Source organism: Paenibacillus sp. Y916, from assembly GCF_056786435.1.
Map to the genome: position 1 here is coordinate 59,358 of NZ_JBXCJA010000012.1, position 20,024 is coordinate 79,381.

The 20,024-nt window shown below is 40.8% G+C and carries 15 protein-coding genes; 2 read left to right on the top strand and 13 right to left on the bottom strand.

Annotation, left to right across the window (positions count from 1 at the left end; all coding sequences use genetic code 11):
- Positions 1-133: 133 nt before the first annotated feature.
- Complete coding sequence (locus AC1TO9_RS19970) at positions 134-1,297, bottom strand: cobalamin-independent methionine synthase II family protein (RefSeq protein WP_482057002.1); 1,164 nt, start codon at positions 1,295-1,297, stop codon at positions 134-136.
- A gap of 243 nt (positions 1,298-1,540) precedes the next feature.
- Entirely contained in the window at positions 1,541-2,509 is a 969-nt protein-coding gene (locus tag AC1TO9_RS19975; RefSeq protein WP_482057003.1) for a tRNA dihydrouridine synthase, read from the bottom strand.
- 239 nt (positions 2,510-2,748) lie between these two features.
- On the opposite strand from AC1TO9_RS19975, the gene AC1TO9_RS19980 reads away from it, so the two are divergent.
- The gene (locus AC1TO9_RS19980) at positions 2,749-3,267 is read left to right on the top strand and encodes a VanZ family protein (protein ID WP_482060284.1); all 519 of its coding nucleotides are present in this window, start codon (positions 2,749-2,751) and stop codon (positions 3,265-3,267) included.
- Between the two features lie 131 nt (positions 3,268-3,398).
- On the opposite strand, the gene AC1TO9_RS19985 is transcribed toward AC1TO9_RS19980, so the two are convergent.
- The 3 genes from AC1TO9_RS19985 to AC1TO9_RS19995 all read right to left on the bottom strand — a co-directional run bounded on the left by AC1TO9_RS19985 (position 3,399) and on the right by AC1TO9_RS19995 (position 6,379).
- Positions 3,399-4,331, bottom strand: a complete 933-nt coding sequence (locus AC1TO9_RS19985) for a GNAT family N-acetyltransferase (protein ID WP_482060285.1) — start codon at positions 4,329-4,331, stop codon at positions 3,399-3,401.
- Between the two features lie 34 nt (positions 4,332-4,365).
- Complete coding sequence (locus AC1TO9_RS19990) at positions 4,366-4,602, bottom strand: CD3324 family protein (RefSeq protein WP_482060286.1); 237 nt, start codon at positions 4,600-4,602, stop codon at positions 4,366-4,368.
- An 853-nt stretch (positions 4,603-5,455) separates the two neighbouring features.
- Positions 5,456-6,379, bottom strand: coding sequence for a ketopantoate reductase family protein (locus AC1TO9_RS19995; RefSeq protein WP_482060287.1), 924 nt, complete (start codon positions 6,377-6,379; stop codon positions 5,456-5,458).
- 149 nt (positions 6,380-6,528) lie between these two features.
- On the opposite strand from AC1TO9_RS19995, the gene AC1TO9_RS20000 reads away from it, so the two are divergent.
- The gene (locus AC1TO9_RS20000; RefSeq protein ID WP_482060288.1) at positions 6,529-7,080 is read left to right on the top strand and encodes a TetR/AcrR family transcriptional regulator; all 552 of its coding nucleotides are present in this window, start codon (positions 6,529-6,531) and stop codon (positions 7,078-7,080) included.
- Positions 7,081-7,365: 285 nt separating this feature from the next.
- Here the strand turns inward: AC1TO9_RS20000 and AC1TO9_RS20005 are convergent, their stop codons facing one another.
- The 8 genes from AC1TO9_RS20005 to AC1TO9_RS20040 all read right to left on the bottom strand — a co-directional run bounded on the left by AC1TO9_RS20005 (position 7,366) and on the right by AC1TO9_RS20040 (position 19,999).
- On the bottom strand, positions 7,366-13,029 hold the full coding sequence (locus AC1TO9_RS20005) for a choice-of-anchor I family protein (RefSeq protein ID WP_482060289.1): 5,664 nt from the start codon (positions 13,027-13,029) through the stop codon (positions 7,366-7,368).
- Between the two features lie 357 nt (positions 13,030-13,386).
- On the bottom strand, positions 13,387-14,229 hold the full coding sequence (locus AC1TO9_RS20010; RefSeq protein ID WP_482057012.1) for a PhnE/PtxC family ABC transporter permease: 843 nt from the start codon (positions 14,227-14,229) through the stop codon (positions 13,387-13,389).
- Positions 14,229-15,014: a PhnE/PtxC family ABC transporter permease gene (locus AC1TO9_RS20015; RefSeq protein ID WP_482057013.1), complete on the bottom strand. Its 786-nt coding sequence runs from the start codon at positions 15,012-15,014 to the stop codon at positions 14,229-14,231. The genes AC1TO9_RS20010 and AC1TO9_RS20015 overlap by 1 nt, the downstream gene beginning before the upstream one ends.
- Positions 15,004-15,792, bottom strand: a complete 789-nt coding sequence (gene phnC, locus AC1TO9_RS20020) for a phosphonate ABC transporter ATP-binding protein (RefSeq protein WP_482057014.1) — start codon at positions 15,790-15,792, stop codon at positions 15,004-15,006. Before phnC ends, AC1TO9_RS20015 begins: the two co-directional genes overlap by 11 nt.
- 86 nt (positions 15,793-15,878) lie before the next feature.
- On the bottom strand, positions 15,879-16,904 hold the full coding sequence (locus AC1TO9_RS20025; protein ID WP_482060290.1) for a PhnD/SsuA/transferrin family substrate-binding protein: 1,026 nt from the start codon (positions 16,902-16,904) through the stop codon (positions 15,879-15,881).
- Between the two features lie 89 nt (positions 16,905-16,993).
- Positions 16,994-17,845 carry a PHP domain-containing protein gene (locus AC1TO9_RS20030; RefSeq protein WP_482060291.1) on the bottom strand — a complete coding sequence of 284 codons (852 nt, stop codon included), beginning with the start codon at positions 17,843-17,845 and terminating at the stop codon, positions 16,994-16,996.
- The gene (locus tag AC1TO9_RS20035) at positions 17,838-19,040 is read right to left on the bottom strand and encodes an alpha-D-ribose 1-methylphosphonate 5-triphosphate diphosphatase (protein ID WP_482060292.1); all 1,203 of its coding nucleotides are present in this window, start codon (positions 19,038-19,040) and stop codon (positions 17,838-17,840) included. The genes AC1TO9_RS20030 and AC1TO9_RS20035 overlap by 8 nt, the downstream gene beginning before the upstream one ends.
- A gap of 32 nt (positions 19,041-19,072) precedes the next feature.
- Complete coding sequence (locus AC1TO9_RS20040) at positions 19,073-19,999, bottom strand: sugar phosphate isomerase/epimerase family protein (protein WP_482060293.1); 927 nt, start codon at positions 19,997-19,999, stop codon at positions 19,073-19,075.
- Between the last annotated feature and the right edge of the window lie 25 nt (positions 20,000-20,024).

Sequence of the window (20,024 nt, forward strand, 5' to 3'; positions counted from 1 at the left end):
ATTCAGTTCAATTTACTTAAACCTTTTTTATTTTTCCTTCTTGAGTAAATTCTGCATTCCACAAAAAGACTGTCGACAAGTACCTTCGACAGTCTGAGGGAGGGAATCTACTCCCCCTTTAATTAATTTACTATTACTTACCCCAATATTGCTGGGCAATACGTTGTCCTTGTTTAATTTTCGCCCACTGTTCATCTTCCGTTAATTCATTGCCACCATCACAGGATGCAAAACCGCATTGATGAGAGAGTAATAATCTATCCTTATCAATAATTTTCGATGCTTCATCAAGCATTCTAACTACACGAGCCTCGTCATCAAGCGTATTGGTTTTAGAAGACAACAATCCAAGTACAATTTCCGTTTCAGGCTTTTCTTTGAAAACCGCAAGTGCCTCAAGTGAGCCTGCACGTTCATCATCCCATTCAAGGAAGAAGCGATCGTATTTAAGCTGCTTCAAGAACAGATTAGAAATTTTGGCATATGAGCCGCCACCCATATTACGGGAATCATAGTTACCACGACAGTTATGAGTCCACATTTTCAAGCCTAAGCTATGACCGAAATCAATTATTGTATTGTTAATGTCAATAAATTCTGTAGCAAGAGCCTGTACTTCCTCTTGATTGATACTCTCGCCAGTATATGGAGAGTTCGGGTTATCATCTGCGAATAGCTCCCATAAGCAATCATCGAATTGAAGGATTTTTCCTCCAGCAGCAGCAAATTCCTCGACAAATTCTTTATAAGCCTTAACAAGACCGTTTCTAAGCTCTTGTTTATCCTTATAAACTGCATCTTTGCCACCAATGTTATCTGACCATGATAACTCACCGAAAATATGTGATGGAGAAGGTACGCACAGCTTTGTTTCACTGTCGCCAGCAAGGACTTGAAGTTTTTTATATACATGAATAAAATGATGGTTTTTTCCACTTAATTCATCTGTAATACGCAAACCAATATCTTTTCGAGTCTCATATTTTGAAGTTCCATCGGTATCTCTGAAAAAATATCCATGATCCGCTATATAGCGGCTAATCCCTTGGAAGCCCCAGACAAAATCCAGATGCCACATAGATTTGGAATATTCTCCATCCGTAAGAATGGACAAACCATTACTAATTTCTTTATCGACTACAGCCTGAATCGCATCAGATTCACATTGCTCATACCCTTGAAAATATTCGTAAAAGGGATAACTGATATCATCACGATGTTCAATTTGATGTTTATATTCTAATAAATTCGTCGGACGCAACAGGCTACCTACGATTTGAAATTTATTATTGCACATGAAAAATCCTCCTCAATTTAACAACTGTCTTTCTGTAATGTTTTGATTCTATCATGGAGGAATACGAATTGCGTAACACTTAAAGGTAATATCTAGTTATAGCTAAAAGCTATAACTAATATCAAAGATTACCAGATAGCTATAATAGCTTTTTTAAAGGAGTACTATATAAACAAAAACCCGAACTTAGATAAGTTCAGGTTTTGTGCTTCTGAATTTCACTCGGCTCGTAATCGTCCGATATTAATCAACATTGTTAGCTTCAAAATGATCAAGTAATGTACGCACTTCATCTGTCGATTTCGCGTTCATCAATTGATTTCTTAATTCGCTTGCGCCGCTGAAACCTTTGACATATATTTTGAAGAAGCGATTGATCGCTGCGACTGAACGTGGCAATTCTTCTTTATATTGATCTTGAAGATCGAGATGCAATCTTAGGAGATCAAGGTGCTCCTTACTACTATGCTCTTTTGGTTCTTTTTCAAAAGCAAACGGATTTTTGAAAATACCGCGTCCAATCATCACGCCATCCACACCATACTGTTCAACGAGCTTCAGACCCGTTTGACGGTCGGGAATATCTCCATTAATTGTGAGCAACGTATGTGGTGCCATACGATCTCGTAACTTCTTGATTTCCGGAATCAATTCCCAGTGTGCATCTACTTGGCTCATTTCTTTTCTTGTACGCAAATGGATAGAAAGATTCGCAATATCCTGTTTTAATATATGCGTTAGCCAATCCTGCCACTCGTCTAAATCCGTGTACCCAACCCTTGTTTTCACACTTACAGGCAGTCCTCCCGCTTTTGCTGCTTCGATTAACTCTGCAGCAACCTCTGGGCGAAGTATAAGGCCACTCCCCTTACCTCTCATGGCCACATTGGGTACAGGGCAGCCCATATTAATATCGATGCCTTTAAAGCCTAACTCTGCCATTCCAATACTCATTTGACGAAAATTCTCAGGATTGTCCCCCCAAATATGTGCAACCATTGGCTGTTCATCTTCTGTAAATAGCAAACGTCCTCGCATGCTTTTTCGTCCCTCAGGATGACAATAGCTATCCGAATTTGTAAACTCTGTAAAGAATACATCAGGTTTACCCGCTTCACTCACGACATGTCGAAAAACAACATCCGTCACATCTTCCATTGGTGCCAGTACAAAAAACGGTTTAGGTAAATCATTCCAAAAATTTTCTTTCATATATAAATTCAAGTCCTTTCATTATAGGCGCATAAACACTCAATAGATTAAGTCATTTTTAAAGTATAACCTAGCTTTATTAATTTATCTCGGTAAGTGACTAGAATGTCACTATGGAGTCACTTGATAGTCATGTTAGACAGATATACTGATCTCATTAGCACTAACACATACAATACATTCGTATTATCCTAAGATGATTCGAGAAATTATTGATTGATAAGAAGGAGACGTTTTTTTTGAAAAAATTAGAGAGAAATCACAAGATATTCACTATGAGTTTGTTGATTATATACTTGTTAGTACTAACATGGATCATATTATTTAAAATGACTTTTTCGTTTCAAGAATTACCTGATTTAAGAGGAATTAATTTAATTCCTTTTGCTGGCTCAGCTATTGTTAACAATCAGATTAATTTTGAAGAAATTATTAATAATATTCTTATTTTTGTTCCATTCGGAATTTATATGAGTATGTTGAAGCCGAATTCGACATTTTTAAAAACGATTGCTCCAATAGCAAGTGTAAGTTTGTTGTTTGAAATATTCCAGTTCATATTTGCGATTGGCGCTACCGATATTACAGATTTCATAGGAAATACATTAGGTGGGATTATCGGAATTGGAATTTATCTCATACTTTGCAAAATATTCAAAACTGAAATGAAGACTAATAAAATTTTAAATATATTAGCATCGATTGGTACAGCTTGTTTTATAGCATTATTTACATTACTTCTTATAGTTAATAGTTGAAAAGGAATATCGATAAAATAAAAAAAATACAAAGGACATTACATATTAGTCATATGTAATGTCCTTTAATTTATCAATCCTTTTTAATTAAGCTCGCTATTCAGTAATCATAGATTGATCTAGGTATTTTCCTATTCCCATGACTGTTTGATTCTCTTACTCCATTTGTAAATGTAGTCCTCACCTTTAAGTTCAAATCCTAAGTCATAATAAAATTGCTGGCTTCCACCTGTCATACCATTACAATTCCCCAACTTTCTCACCCTATTTGCTGCTTCATGTATTAGCGCAGATGCAATACCTTTTCTTCGATCCCACCATGCAACACCTAAAGGTTCTAACTCAGCATATGGCATTTTTTCATCATACCAAATGATGGACATACCAACTGGCTTCCCATCAGGGTTGAGCATACATAAATCCAACTCCGGATTATAATGCTTCATTTGTCTTAATTCATGAAAGCCTTGTTCTCCCATCTCAGCCAACGGTTTCCCGTTAAGGAAAGCAAACATATGTACATTAGAAAGGAAAAAGTCAGGCGTAGTTCTACCATCTACGATCTTATATCCTTCAGGAATTTCCACTTCAAAGGGTTCCTCTCGAAAAGGCAGTATATGTACTTTCTCTGTCCATTCCTCCTTTATATACCCACGGTTTAACGCAATATCCGTCATTTCCTTATTCCATTTAGGAATTCGCAAATACAAAGTCATTTCTTTCGATTCATTATTTATGGCTGACAAATGAGTTTCTGCATGAGCAAACATCTTTTCAAGCAGTTCTCTATCTAGTGCTCTATCCTGTGAGTCAAATATAAAGAAGGCATCTCCTTCATAATTCCCCTCACTAATAACACCAGAAGCTATTTCACCATTAACTTCGAAAATGCCCACTGTATGCCTCCAGCAGTTTCCACACTTAACAGGATCAGGATGGAATCCTTTTGAAAATTCATAGCGACTCAGTCCATAAGATGGCGCTTCCCACTCATATGCTTTCAAAACAAGTTCTTCCATCTTATAAAAATCCTCTTCCGTAAAATATCTAAAGGTATACTTCATAATTGCCCCCCATCTTTACCTTACTTTCATTTCATCATTGACTACTCTCTAACCCATAAACATCTGATAGTTTATCAATGGACTCTCCCATTTTATATTGTTCTTTTATATTATTATTACGCTTTGCATAATATTTTCTGGAGCCGCTTTTTTCTCCCCAGTTCTTCTGCAGACCGTTATTAGGAATATAAATCATTTCACCTTTTATATAGTTTTGGATTTCTACTAATAACTTTTCCGGTAGCACATCTGCTGCATTTATATATTTCATAATTATCTACTCCTTATTTAGCATTTGCTTCTAAATAAAGTGCAGAATCAGTAGATAATGTAATGCCTTGTTCATCCCATACAGAACCAGATTACATTATCACTATTCTGCATGGGATAAATCTTGATCGAGACTATTTCTTAATCTTATTCTTCTCATCATATCCATTCACTTCCTTTCCATTTATATAATATATATACATCCATTCAATCATAATTCAATTTCTATTTGCTGTACGTTATTTCACTTATCTAGTGAATAATTATATTGGTTCTATGAGCATTCATTTTCTTCCCTAGCAAGACTGTAAAGTCAAAAGTGATTTCTAATTTATTCTTACCCTTCCGATGCTCCCCAAGACAAGGGGCTCATATCCCGCACTCCAAGTAATTCAATCTAAGGACATACTAGCATCCTTAGATTTCTGAAGATAACATTCAGTTCGTTGATGAAGTTGCTTGAGTACGAGCGATTCAAGATCCTGACGAAGCAACTTGCCTTAAGCTATGGCTACTACTGCCTTCACCATTCGGAACTCACACCCTATAGATAGCGCCCATGCTGGGCGCACTAAAAAACACACCAGCCCTCAAGCGGACTGGTGTACTATAGTGAAGGCGAGGAGATTGAACCCTTATCCGAAAATATTGCCACACAGGCATCTACTTTTAATTCTATCTTTTGCTTTACCATCACTTGTGATAGATTTCTCCGTATAGTATCTAAGCACAATGTACGATTTGACCATAACGTTTACATCTGTATATTTCGATTTTCATATTCAGATTAATGCCCATTTGAAGGATTTAATGAAAATAAATTAAAAATCACCATAATATTTTAATAAAAAAAATTACTGAACATGTGTTTCCGATTTGATATCATTTTGACTTAAAAATTTCAGTAAATCATTACTCAGCTGCACAATCTCATTGTTAGCATTATTCGCATAATCCGGCAACATCATATCCCTAACCATTTTAGTTCGTAGCCATGTCATAAAGAATAGATCCAAAAATAAGTTTGGAAATTTAAGCACCATTTTAAGCATTGGTGGATCAATTGAAACGCCAGCTTTTTGTATTGCCCTTAGATACGCTTTTAAAGTGACTGTTATTCTGCGTGCCGTCTTTCTGGTTCTGGCTGTTTTTTTGTCAATTATCTTATTCTCAGAATACAAAACGCTCAACATGGCAATGTCTGATACGGAATGTGTGATTAGATACGCTTGCATATCCTTTTTAATAACGTAGGCAAGCTTTGCTGTTTTAAATAATCTTGCGAGGTTTTCTATGCGTTCTGTCACTACACCATTAATTTCTCCAAATGCAGTTGCCGCTATAAACTTTGGTAGAAATCGAGCATGCAATACTCCATCTTTAATCTGTCCGCCGAAGCCGGGAAAAGCGGGTAAAAGTCTATCCCCTACGATATTCAGCCACGAAGAAAATCCAATTGAATTACTAGTCATCGTAACTATATTTTTGCTTTGATTATCTCTTAGCGCTAACAATGCTGATTCGGACCGATCATAACGAACAGTAACGAAAATAAAATCGTATACATCGTCTTTTTCGAGCGTATCAATGACATTCACTTGTATCGATCTAACTGTACCTTTTTCTATATATTGCAGGCCATTTTCTCTTAATGAGTTAAATCTATTACAATGTGCAAACAGGCTAACATCAAACCCTGCTTCAATAAGCTTAATTGCGTACATGCTCCCAATAACACCTGCACCAAAAATTAAAATTCTATCTTGTTTTGCTGACATTTAAATCACCCCTACTTATTTAACATTTCCGTTTGATCATCCGACAACTTGTTGTATGATGTGATTGTAAATCTTTATTATTCCTTGATCAACCATCAGTTTTTTATGATTTGTCGGATGATATTCTTATTCGCTAGTAGGAGGGAAACATGAAAAAGCAACCCCAAATAACGGAGAAAACAAGACAAAATTTTGTAGAAGTTTTTTGTGTGTTATATAGCCAAAAGCCGATTGAGAAAATTTCGGTTCAGGAAATTGCGAATAAGTCAGGATATAACCGCAGCACCTTTTATCAATACTTTGCTGACATTTACGAATTGTTAGACTTTGTTGAAAATGACTTATTGAATGACATGAAAAAAGAATTGACGAATAAAGAGCTATCGATGCATACGGTTCAAGATACGCTCTATTGTCTGGACAAAAGAGAACATCTCCTGGTTCTTAATGCCCTTTTGGGTGATTACGGAAGTGCCCGTTTTTTAAAACGCTTAAAAAAAGAAATCACTTTGGATCAATTAGAAATAAACGTTCCGCAAAACCATTCCTTAACGCCATACTTAATTGAGTTTTACCTGACAACTTCCCTTTCTTTATTTCGTCTTTGGCTCCAACGTCAAAAGGATTTATCGTCAGAAGAATTTTTCAAGTTAGTGGAGAACCTATATTCAAGAGGGATTACGCCCTATTTTAAAGATTGAGTCTGTCATTCAAACCAAATCCATATGTTGTATAACAATAATTTGACTTACGCCCATGACACCGCTGAACGGCGTGTAATTTCACTTCTAAAGAAGTAGGACTTCTTTTAGACATTAGAAAAACTCCCATCATTGTAGTAGTAGAAGTTTTGTTTTTTTCTACTGTCTACTATGATGGGAGCATATCAGATTATCCTAGACCTGCTGTTTGTTGATCTATCAACTTAAAGTTTCCAGTCCGTAGGACGGCATAGCTGTTTCTACTTTACCGCTTGGAAGAGTAGATTAATTTGAGAAATTAAGATTCTTCAATGTCCGTTGTAGGATTACTGCGGCTTCAGCGCGAGTTGATTTGTTTGAAGGGGCGAAAGCACCCTTGTCATTACCCTGCATGATGCCTTTGTCCACAAGTAGCGCCGCTTGGGTAGTTGCCCATTGCGGGATCGATGCCTTATCTGAGAATTTGTTCAGTGAAGTAGTGGTGTTCGATACGTTTGCTGCATCCACGATCTCCATTGCACGGGCAATCATAACCGCCATTTCTGCTCTGGTAATGGTTGCGTTCGGTGCAAACGTTCCTGGCCCATTTCCGTTAACAAGGCCGAATTGTGTTGCCGTCTCAACCGTTCCAGCATACCACGCATCAGTCCTGACATCCTTGAATGAACTCAAGCCATTACTGGTTGTAAGACCCATGCTGCGAACGAGAAGGGCAGTGAATTCTGCTCTTGTAATAGCAGTGCTTGGTGCAAATTGATTATCGTTAACACCTTTGACGATCAGCTTAGACGCCATTGCTTCAATATCATTCTTCGCCCAGTGCCCATTCAGATCCGCGAAATTCTTCTTGTACTGAATCACGGTGTAGACACTATTCCCTGGACGTTTCACCACAATCGACGGCTTACCATTCGAGGTGGTTATTACATTCGGTATGAAAATGAGCTCGCCGGTAATTGGATCTACCATAACTGCCGTTGCATTTGTTACATTTGTTGCGGCAGGCATATATATGGTCCGCGATACATAGGTACTACCAAAGTTGCTCACTGCTTGCTCTTGAGTACCTGTAACAAGGAATACTTCGAATTCTAGCGCCGTATTGCTTGCTAATTGCGCACCGAAGGATTTCGCCTTGCTCTGCAGAGCTTCAAGTGTTGCATCACTTACAGGGGCAATGGATATACGAACACTAACATTACTCAATGAGTCGATGGTAGAGAGATTAAGGACTTGCAATGGCAGTGAGTAGCTGGCATCTCCTGTTTCAATTCGGATGATTACTTGGTTAGCCTTGCCACTAATTAATGCTACTGCCGGCAGGGTAACTTCCGTTGCACCGTTCAGATTCTGCACATTGATTGTTAATTCTACATTCTTATCTGTTCCAGCTACAGATAGAACTTTCGTTAGAGCAGCTTGTAGATCTGCTGCTTTAACCGTGACTTGATTTACAATATCACCAGCCGCATTTGTTCCTCGAGTTATCTGCAGTGAATCTCCAGAGAGAATGCCGATTTCTACTGCTGGTGGCTTTACAGAAGGTGTTGGTATTTGAACAGTATTCGGTGATGTTTGATTAGGATTCGTTGGTGGAATGCTGTCCCCATTAGGTTTAGTTGGCTTCGCACTTTCGGTAATACGACCATCAACAACTGGTGCGATCGTACCTCCGAGTGATGTAAGGTATTCCATGAAGATTTCATAATCTGGATAACCAAGATCCTCATGATAAGCTCCGTTCTCAATCGCCTTAGCGAAGGACGTATAGCCATCTCCGCCAAGAGCGACGAAGCTGTTGGTAGCCATACGATATGTGCTCTTCAGATTAAGCGGTGTGTAGCCCGAATCGGTTTTTATTTCAACATCGTAAACCTTACTTCCTGTTACTTGACTTGGATCCCACTTGAAGCGCATGCCTGCTACTTGTGGGAATTTACCGGGAAGGTCAGTCAGCTTAGCGCCGCTAATCCCATTTTCCAATCCGGCAATAAGCTCTTGACCCGTTACATCAAGCAGATACAAGGTATTCCCAAAAGGCATTACAGTGCGGAGTTCACCCATCGTGATTGGTCCCGGATCAATGGGTCCGCGGATACCGCCACCGTTGATAAGAGCTATATCGGCGTTCTTGAGAATCTTCGCCTTATATAGCATACCATCTGCAATGAAATTTCCTAGGTTGGTTTCTTTGGAACGGACATTATTCCGTGCACCGTTTAGTACAACAGTTGTATTACCGATAACTTGTTTTTTAAGTTCTTCAAGATCTGCGTTGTATGGAGCAAGCATAGCTTTAACTATTGCATCCTCTTCAACTGCACTGGTTACAGGAATCAGATTTCCAGTAAGCTGATCTGCTATGACAACACCTTGTGCATCAAAATTTAGATTAACCCGACCGAGGAATTTGCTCCAATCGTTCGCTTGTACGATAACTGTCGGTGTATTATATGAATCTGTTATGATTTCAGGTGCATTAAGCTGCGTATGAGTATGACCACCGACGATTAAGTCGATGCCTTCAACGTCCTTTGCCAGTTGTTTGTCCCGGTTGTAGCCTATGTGGGACAATGCGATGATGACATTTACGCTTTCGGCTTCGATCGCAGCCACCGTAGCTTTAGCAGAGGTTGTTGCATCATTGAACTTAACATTCTTGCCGGGGCTTGAGGTTTCGAAAGTATCCTCGGTCGTTAAACCGAATACACCTACCTTATGGCCATTCACATCCAGAATGATGTATGGATATACTCCCGCATTATCAAGTGTTTTTGGCTTACTTGCGTCAATCGTATTCGGTGCTTTCAGCAGCGGACTGATGTTGACATCCTTACTGAAATCGACGTTGGAGGTGAGTAATGGGAACTTCGCCTTGCTTACGAAATCTGCCAAAACCTTGGTTCCAGAATCAAATTCATGATTTCCGAATGTCATAGCGTCGTAACCAAGATAATTCATAAATTCAAGATCGGCTTGACCGGCCCACTTGGTGAAATAGAGGTCTCCGGAGAATACGTCTCCTGCATCAAATAGAAGGCTGTTGGCAACTTCATTACGTACTTGCTTAGTCAGTGTTGCGCGTCTAGCCACATCAGCCAAGTGAGCATGGGTATCATTCGTATGCATTACTGTCAGGCTCCATGAATTGCTGACAGTCACAGTTGCTTCTGCTACACCATAGCCATCTGCGCTAAGTGCCGTGATAACTGTTGTGCCTTCTACTGAACCTGATGTTACAACGCCATTTGCATCAACAGTTGCAATATCCTTATCTGAGGATGTCCAGGATACTGTTGCGGCACCGCCGCTATCTGGTGTTACAGTAGCCGTAAGCTGAGCGGAAGCACCATTTGGTAGCAACTCTAGTGCAGATTTATCGAGCGTTACCTTCGTGACATTCAATTGCAGAACAGAGATCGTTCCGCTAACTTCATTGGCTACAAGCAAGAGTGGTAATCCAGTTGGGCTGCTAGTCGCCGGGATGAATTCCAGACCCTCTGGTCCGGTATCCGTATCTATTCCTTTGGTGAAGTCGCGAGTGTTAATATAATTAGCGAATACAGGTTGATTTGGATCTGTTACATCGTAGGTCATGATACCCCCGATTCGCTCCAATCCTACGAAGGCTAATGCTTTATTTCCAACTTGACCAACCGTAACATATTCCGGCTCAGGTCCTTTTTTGGAGCTTCTGCCATCCAAGGCTACCTCGCTGTGATTACTGTTGAAATATTTCGGCAACCGTTGCGAGGTAATAGTCTCGAAGTCGTTGCCACTGTCGAAGACTTGTTGCATTGTGCTCGCATTCCAGATGGAGAAGGAACGTCCTCCGTACAAATAGATGCCGTCTTTGCCCATGTCGCTGACGACTTCGACTTTGTCGTAAGCTGTTTTTCCATTCAGAAAAGCTGCTGCGGCAGAGCTAGAGTTTAAGCCACCTTTGATGTCTCCTATTTTCGTTACATTAGTTCTGGTAGGGTCATCGGAGTCAGAAGACCACTCTGTGGCATCTCCTTCATTGGCTGTGAACAGGTATTGCGTTCCATTAACGTTATAGCTTGCGATACCATCTGGCATATACATTCCGAAGAAAGGGACATTCTCTAGATTAATGGTGCTATTCTTCACTAAATCGAGTGAATTATTAAGGTCATTATAATCTTTGTAACCGAGACCCTTGACGGAATCAACGTTCTTGCTCGCAATGTCCACCACGGCAATCGCGTTATTTTCTTGCAGCGCAATATATGCTTTCGATTGGTCATCGTTAAGTGCAATATACTCCGGCTCTAAGTCGAAGATGGCATCCTCCTTGGTGCCGCTTCCTGTAATTAAACCAGTTGTTGGATCAGATGATCCACGAATATGAACGCTATCGTCAATCACTGCCTGATTATCGAATTTGACTTTCGTAGAGACGTCTGTTGTAGTATCTACGATCGTCACGCTGCCTTCAGGGTCATCAGTACCGTTACGTGGTTCAGCTTCGTCTGCTGTCAGTAAATATTTACCGTCAGAAGTGAATAAGACCATATCTGGCTGCACACCCGTTTCGTACGTTTTAAGTAAATTTCCTTCATAATCAAGAACAAGAATTTTACCATTCTTCATATGGTCAGCTTCTTGGATGGCTATGGCTACGCGCTTCGTCGCCGTGTTAATGTCAACACTGGTCAGGTCGCCGTAGACAAAACCATCTACCTCGGACAATTGTTTAACGAGAATAGATTTTTCCTTCGTTAATGTTGCGCTATTCGTGAGGGCTACAATATCCACGCTAGGCGGAGTACCGGCGCCATTCACGACATACATTTTGCCATTGTCCTTGTTATATTTGACAATTTCCGCCACGCCGCCATCTTCGTTGGATTCCCCAACATTATATTGACTGATTTTCTCTACGTTCAGCTGGTCAGCAATCTGAGCTTTCTGGACGTTAAGTGCAAGTGTTGTATTAGCGATAGCAGGAGTGTAGGTACTGTCGGTCACAGTGATATTCACTGATGCAGAACCTTCCGTTGTAGGAGTTCCTGTAATAGTGCCGCTCGAATCGTCGATATTTAGACCTTCAGGCAGTCCAGTCGCAGCAAAAGTATAAGGTAACTTACCGGCATACACAGCTACCGTTACGGAGTAGGCTGAATCAACATACGCATCGGGAAGTGAAGTTGTAGTGATGCTAAGCTCATTGCCCCACTCACCGTCTCCGCTGTAGCGAGGCTCTTTTCCATTTAACGATGTGGCTGAATAGTCAACCGGTTGAAAGTCAATTTTATTGTTATCGGTGTCTTTGAAATCTACACGACGAAGTCCAATCTTCTTAGAGTTGCCACCGCTTCCTACAGGGAATTCTGTCTCGTAGCCGTCAATCAGATTTCCATCATCATTTCCAGCCGTTCCGAGCATATCCACATAGCCATTGGCCATAGGAGTGAGGAATGGATTAGCAACACCAGTTAGTGTGTTGGTACTATTGACTAATACAGCCTTTAACCCTTTGTTATTAATGAAAATATCGTTACCGCCTGCATCAACTAACTTCTGATCATATTTAGTAGTCAAGTCAATAATCGGACTGATTGCTCCAGTTGCTTTACCGATAATAAGATAGGATGAATGCGCTTTGATTGTACCTGTGAGATTTAATTGTACCCAAGGATCAGAAATGCCAGTTTTGGGCGCATAAGCATAATGAAGCGACCAGCCTAATAGATTTACATCGTTATCCGTCGGGTTATACAACTCTATGAATCCATGGCTAGCATAAGTGTCTGTAGCAGTTTTTGTCCCACCGCCATAAACTTGATTAATGATGATATGAGGTGCAGTAACATCATAGCCTCCAGCATTATAGGGCGTTCCTGCGATTAGTGTATCAGCCGCTTGGGCTATCCCCCCAGCAAATACGCCGGTAATAAGCATTTGGGATGCCAACAGTAATGACATAATTTTTTTTCCTCTTTGTTTCAAGTGACTATCACTCCCTTGTTTTTAATATCTCATCCATTGTATGAGTCAATTGTTAACGGAAGTGTCTTTCTATTTGAGTGTTTTGTAAAAAGATAGGGATAAGTTACTAGATAAGAGTCTGTTTTATCATTTATCCTTAATTAAATAGAATATACAAACAACTAGCATATCAAGAATTTTTATCCCATAATATTGGTGTGTCTGGATTATTTCTTGCCAGCAGAAAAACTCCCATCATTGTGGTAGTAGAAGTTTTTGTTTTTTCTACCGTCTACTATGATGGGAGCGTATCATTAAAGGATGGCTTTTTTCAATTGTCCTGACACACAGATACTAAGCCTTATTATGCAGCTTAGCTTTCAATTTCGTAGCGAAGAGCTCAAGAAGGATTGCAAAGGCAAGCACGAAGTAGGTAATCATCCCGATTTCACGGAGATCCAAGTAGAAGGAGCTAGCCATAAACATATCGTAGCCAATTCCGCCAGCTCCAGCTGCAGCGCCCATTGCGACAGCCACACCAAAGTTTATTTCAAAGCGGAAAAAGGTCCAGGATAGAATCGAGGTCAATGCGGAGGGCAGCACAGCCTGAAAAACAATCTGCCACCAATTAGCCCCGCTTCCTTTTAATGCTTCAATCACACCCTCATCCAATTCCTCAAAGGATTCAGAGTAGGCTTTAATTAGGTAGCTAACCGAATGAAAGGTCATGCCAACCACAGCAGCCACACTTCCAAGACCCGCAGCAACTGCGAAAATAAGTACCCACAGCACAGTTGGAACCGCCCTAATGAAAGCAGCAATGCTTTTAATTATATTCGAAACCTTATTGTTGGAGAGATTACGGGCTGCGAACAGTCCAAGAAATAAAGCAATGATTCCACCAAACAGAGTTGTGAGAAAGGCCAATCCTACGGTTACTACAATGCCATAGAGCGCTTCACCAAAGGTAAAATGTTTGAAATGCGCTTCGGTAAACATCGTTTTGAGGTTTTTGAACGAAGCTAGGAGTCCATCCATAGTATTAACACCACGATAATCAAATGTAATAAAACCATATAACGATAAAAGCACCAAACCTAGTAAGGTGACCCTAATCATAAAAGCGGCTTTATTGAACGGTTTTGCAGGTATTGGAGCACCAGAGTAATTAGCTGGGATGGATTTAAGCAGATCCATTAGATGATCACCCTTCTGATATAATTCGAGATCATTTCAATTGTAAAAATGGCAACAATAAGTGCGACTACAACCAGGCTTGCCGCATGATAATTCAAGCTTTTGTAATAAAGATTGAAGGAGAAGCCAATGCCAGTTCCTGTGAGAATTCCAATTAAGGTCGCGCTGCGAATATTCGTTTCTACCATAAATAAGATCCAGCTAATGAATTGCGGAATACAGGCTGGAATGACTGATTGGAAGATTATTGTAAAATATCCTGCACCTGTAGCACGCAGCGCCTCCACTGATTCTGTGCTTGATTCATCAATGGTTTCGATAAACACACGAGTGAGGAAACCAAAGCTAACAAAGAATAAAGCCAGCCAGCCAGTTAACGCACTTTGTCCGAAGGAGAATAATAGGATCAAAGCCCAAGCAGCTACATCAATATTTCTAAAAAGAGTCCCAAAGCCTCTGCAGATGACTGCAATAAGCCGATTCACTCGCGTAGTGTTAGCACCCATAATCGCGAAAAACCCAGCAAAGATCGAGGCAACCGTAGTTGAAGCAAGCGAAATCAATACTGTTTCAATCAGCTTATCCACAATGCTCGGGAGCTTTTCCAAGGACTTGGCATTGGGATAGAAATTAGTCACTGCCCAGCTAATCGCTTTCGGAAACGAAGCAAATCCATCGAGGATACTAAACTCCGTTATCACAATGAATATAACTGTCAGCGCAAGGATAATACAGAAGACTCCAAGGGCTTGCCATCTTTTCTTGGCAAAAAAGTCAACCGACATGTCGCCCTCCGACATCCATGATGAGGTCGCCAGCCTCAGAGCCGTAAATCTTGTAGATTTCTTCGGAGGAAATTTTCTGTGGTGATCCATCAAAGATAACCGTCCCTTTATTGACCCCAATAATACGGTCAGAGTAGCTTAATGCAACATCAACCTGATGTAAATTAATTAGTACGGTAATGCCCATAACTTTACAAATATTGCGCAGATGATCCATGATGACTTTGGATGCATTCGGATCCAAGGAAGCAATCGGCTCATCACATAATAACAGCTTGGGATTCTGCAGCAGTGCTCTGGCAATACCAACTCGTTGCTTCTGCCCACCACTTAACTGGTCGCATCGTTTGTAAATATGCTTGGTGAGCCCAAGTAATTCGAGGATTTGCAGGGCTTGTTGTTTCTCTTCGGTCGTATACCAGCCAAGCGATCCCATTAAAGTTGATTTGTAGCCCAATCTGCCATGTAAAACATTCTCAATAACCGTCAAGCGGTTCACTAAATTATAATGCTGAAAAATCATCCCAATTTTCGTTCTAAGTTTACGTAGTGCAGCTTTTTTCAAATCCAAAACCTGCTCGCCATCAAAATTAATCTCTCCGCTGCTTGCATCAATCATCCGATTGATGCAACGAAGAAGAGTGGATTTCCCTGCCCCTGAGGGGCCAATAATGGAAACGAACTCTCCTTCCTGCACAGAGAAGTTAACGTCAGATAACGCCATTGTATCCTGACCATATTCCTTGGATAAATGTCTTACATCTAATAACGTTTTCATAGCTAACTCCTCTAATTCAATTTTCGGTATCGTTAGACTGTTAAAGGGACAATGAAATTGTTAATTGTTGCTCGTTAACCGTTTGATTAGTTGGACAATTCTCTAACTGGATTAAAAAACGCATCATCCACGACTACAAAAGCTTCTTTATCTGTTTTGGCGAAGATGCCTTTTTTACCAGATTCCTTAGTAACAAAGATATTAGGGTTTGCTGCTGTTTCTGGTGATGTTAAGGCTTCAACTATCTTCTTGATCGTCTCAGCACTGACTTTATCTGTATTCACAACGAATGGAGCATTAAGCACGGGTGTGACGGAAATTAATGAAAACTCTCCATCTTTAACCGTATCAAAAGGTTCGGCTGCGTCGTCTTTTACCTTGTAAACCGCGCCTACACGGTTCTCAGTCCCTGATTCTAAGCTTACATAATTCGCTACACAGGTGTCACAGAATGCAGCAGCATCGACTTTATCCGCTAATAGATTAACGGCTGAGCCTTGGTGTGAACCACCATAAAGCACATCACTGAAAAATTTATCCTTGCCGCCTTCAAGTAAATCGTCCATCTTTAAATCCTTATATTTATCGATTTTATTAAAATAAGTGACGATGTTATCCGATGGTACTTTGAAGCCTGAAGTCGAGCTGTTGGAAACAAAAGAAAACTTCTTCCCGGCAATATTATCTATTATAAATTTATCGCCATCCATGTAAGGAGCTTCATTCCCTTTTTTAACGGCCAACCAGCTGTAATAAACGGCATCCTCCGCTGTTCCTGATTTACCACTTGGGATTACCAATGGCTCTACTTTTTTATTCTTATTCTTAGCTTCTATATACCCCTGTGCGCCCAAGTAAGCAAGGTCTACATTACCATTAGCTACAGACTCAATGGCAATAATATAATCTGTCGTCGTTTTATGCTCTACTGTTTTGCCTGTTGCCGCTTCAACCAGCTTACCGATTTCTTCGCGAGCTGCTTTACTGTCTTCCCCTGATTCATTCGGCAACCAACCGATTGTAATCGTCTTACTTTCTTTTGCCGAGTTGGAGCATGCTGCGAATACTGAGAATAAAGCAATAGCTAATAACAGAATCCCTACCTTTTTCATTGTAAAGCTCCTCTCGTCTCTGAATAAAATGGTTAACCCACCTGGCATAATGACTATGCTCAAGATATTCTAACTATAAAGTTCAATTGTTATCGGACTGTTATCCTGATGTATAGATTTTCTAAAGATGAGATAGAATTTACAGAAACACTGCCAATAGGATAATCTGCACTGCCATAAAGCCCATGATAATCAGAACCACCTGTGACCGCGAGATTAAACTGAGCAGCAAGCTGAAGTGATCGCTGGGTATCCGCAGATGAATGACTGGGATGATAAGCTTCTATACCCTGCAGTCCAAAGCTGACCCATTCTTCAATAGCTTCAAAATTCCCCAACTGACCCGGATGGGCTAGCACGGCTACCCCTCCTGCGGAACGAATCGCACGAATCGCAGCCTCAGCACTTGGATAAGCAAGTGGAATTAATGCTTTACCTGCTTCCTTCGCGGACCGTGAAAACAGCTGCTTCTGCAGTTCGCCGTTGATCTCGTCGCAGTAGCCTAAATCCATCAAAGCATGCATAATGTGCTGTTTGTAAACGATAGTTCCTTGCTTGCTATAGCTGCTGACTAGCTCCCAGCTAATGCTGTAGCCCATCTTAGCTACGATTTCCACCATTTGTTTTGAAGCCTCATGTCGTGAAAGCAAGGTTGCCTTGCATACATCATCCAGCGCCGGATGTTGCGGATCGATATATAAACCCAGAATGTGCGCTCGACTATCACGTTGCGGATCCGAGGCAGAAATCTCAATTCCTGGGATAATTTGCAGCTGATATTGCTCGCCATATAATAATGCTTCTTCAATACCTGCCGTAGTATCATGATCTGTAATAGCAAGATGTGTTAGCTTAGCTGCCTTTGCCTGCTGGATTACTTCTTCAATACGGAAGGAATTATCCGATACATCGGTGTGACAATGCAGATCTGCTTTAAGCATAGCTAATCGCTTTATCCGCTTGGGAATGAAACGGCTTGGCATAATAGATCGTTTCGCCATTGACTAACGTGCGATGGACGAGTGGATAATCTATATGCAGCTTGACGAACACGAGATCCGCCATTTTGCCTGTTGCAATTGAGCCTACACGATCACTGATGCCAAGCTTAGCTGCTGGATTGGCGGTGACCATAGCAATAGCTTGATGCAGCGGCATATTTTCTTTCAAATGCAGCATGAATACGGCCGGAAGCATGGAAGATGGCAGATAATCAGAGCAGATGGCAACGGAGTAACCCGCTTTAATGGCGTCGATGGCTCTCATGTTATTGCTATGGGAGGTACCTCTTACCAGGTTAGGGGATCCGACAACAACCAAAAGATTGTGCTCATGACTATGCTGAGCAGCAATCAGATTAATTGGAAATTCACTAATTGTCACACCATAATCAATCATTTCGTCCACTTTGGCGATGGTATCATCATCATGCGAAGCAACAACGATATTACGCTGTATTGCATGCTGAGCCATATCCTTAATCTGATCCCAAGCGATTAATTTGGAATTACTTTTCAGTGTATCCACCATTAATCTTAGCTCTTCATCGCGCACACCATAGGTTTTAACTAGATAATTCTCATAGGTGTCTTTCTCCGTAAACTGACCTTGTCCGGGGGTATGATCCATAAGCGACAGCAAGTCGATTTTCTGGGTATTAATCAGGTTTTTCACGGTACCCATGCCAATCAGATTCGTTACTTCATAGCGTAAATGCACACGGTGATGAATCATCGATCTCTCTTCGCGCAGCTTAACAATATGCTCGATTACATCCACGACCATTGCGTCATCACGAACGCCAACTCCATCAGCCAGCGATAAGGAATGATAAATCGTCGTCACACCACAGCCTGCAAGCTTTTTCTCTAATTCAAAGAACGACATGTGCAGCGGAAAAAATGTATTGGGCCGAGGCTGGATTTCTTTTTCCAAAGCATCACTGTGCATATCCACTAAGCCTGGGATCACATAACAGCCCTCTGCATCGATTGTTTCCCCAATAAAAGCTGCTTCTCGGGAACTGTTTGCAAGAATTTCAACTATTACACCGTCTTCAATAATCAGCGAGCCTGCTTGTACTGCAGTCAAAGTAACGATTTGAGCATTATAAATTTGCAAACGATTTGAACTCAAGCTTACCCTCTCCTCACATGCACTTTTTGTGTTTATTGAATGGCTGTTTGATAACGCTGACGCAGCTCAGGCCATTCACTCTCATATTTATCTCTAACCTCATGAATCAGGTAACCTGGGAATTCCGTCGGCAGCTCTTTAAAAATAGCTCCCATCGGAATCTCACCATCGCCAATCGGCATGTGCATATCTCCACGACCAATCGGTGTTAGCTCATATTGATTTTTCTCAGCGGAAAAGCAGGCTTTGCCATAATTGTCGTGTACATGCAGATGGATAACATGAGGGACCATTCGTCTAAGCTCAGCCATTAAATCGAGCCCATACATTTTATGTGATAAGTAGAGATGTCCAATATCCAGTGTAATTCCAACAAAGGGATGATTAATCGCTTCAACCTGATCTACCAAGGAGCTCGGGATCACTGCGTAGCAATAATAAGGACAATCAAGATAAGGACGCATATTCTCCATGGCAATTCGTACATTTAATTGCTGCCCAAGCTGCCCAAGCTGGCGCATAAAGCTTTGTTCCTCAATAAGCAGCTCTTGCTTATGCTCTTTGGTATAATCAAGCCAAGTATGAGGATATAAGAATTCTTCTTCTCCAATATAGCGGCCCACATGATAAACCATCGTTTCCGCACCGAGTACTCCGCTAACCTCCAATGAGGCAATTAATGAAGCACGCTCAATACTAATATCTTCTTTACGAAATAAGTTGATGGCATAGGGAGCATGTGTTGTGTAGCTAAGGCTGAAGCTGCTAAGCAGCTTGCGATACTCCTCCAAACGCTGCTGATCAATCACGCCATTACGAATTACATCCATGCCATGCAGTGACAATTCGACAGCTTCTAAGCCAAGACTTTCGATTTTAATCAGCTTGCTTTTCAGCTTTTCTAAATTGCCCATGGTGTCATTAGGCGGTAAGCTAACTCCCATACCTCTAGTGTTCATCTCAATGCTCCCTTCTCCGAGTTAA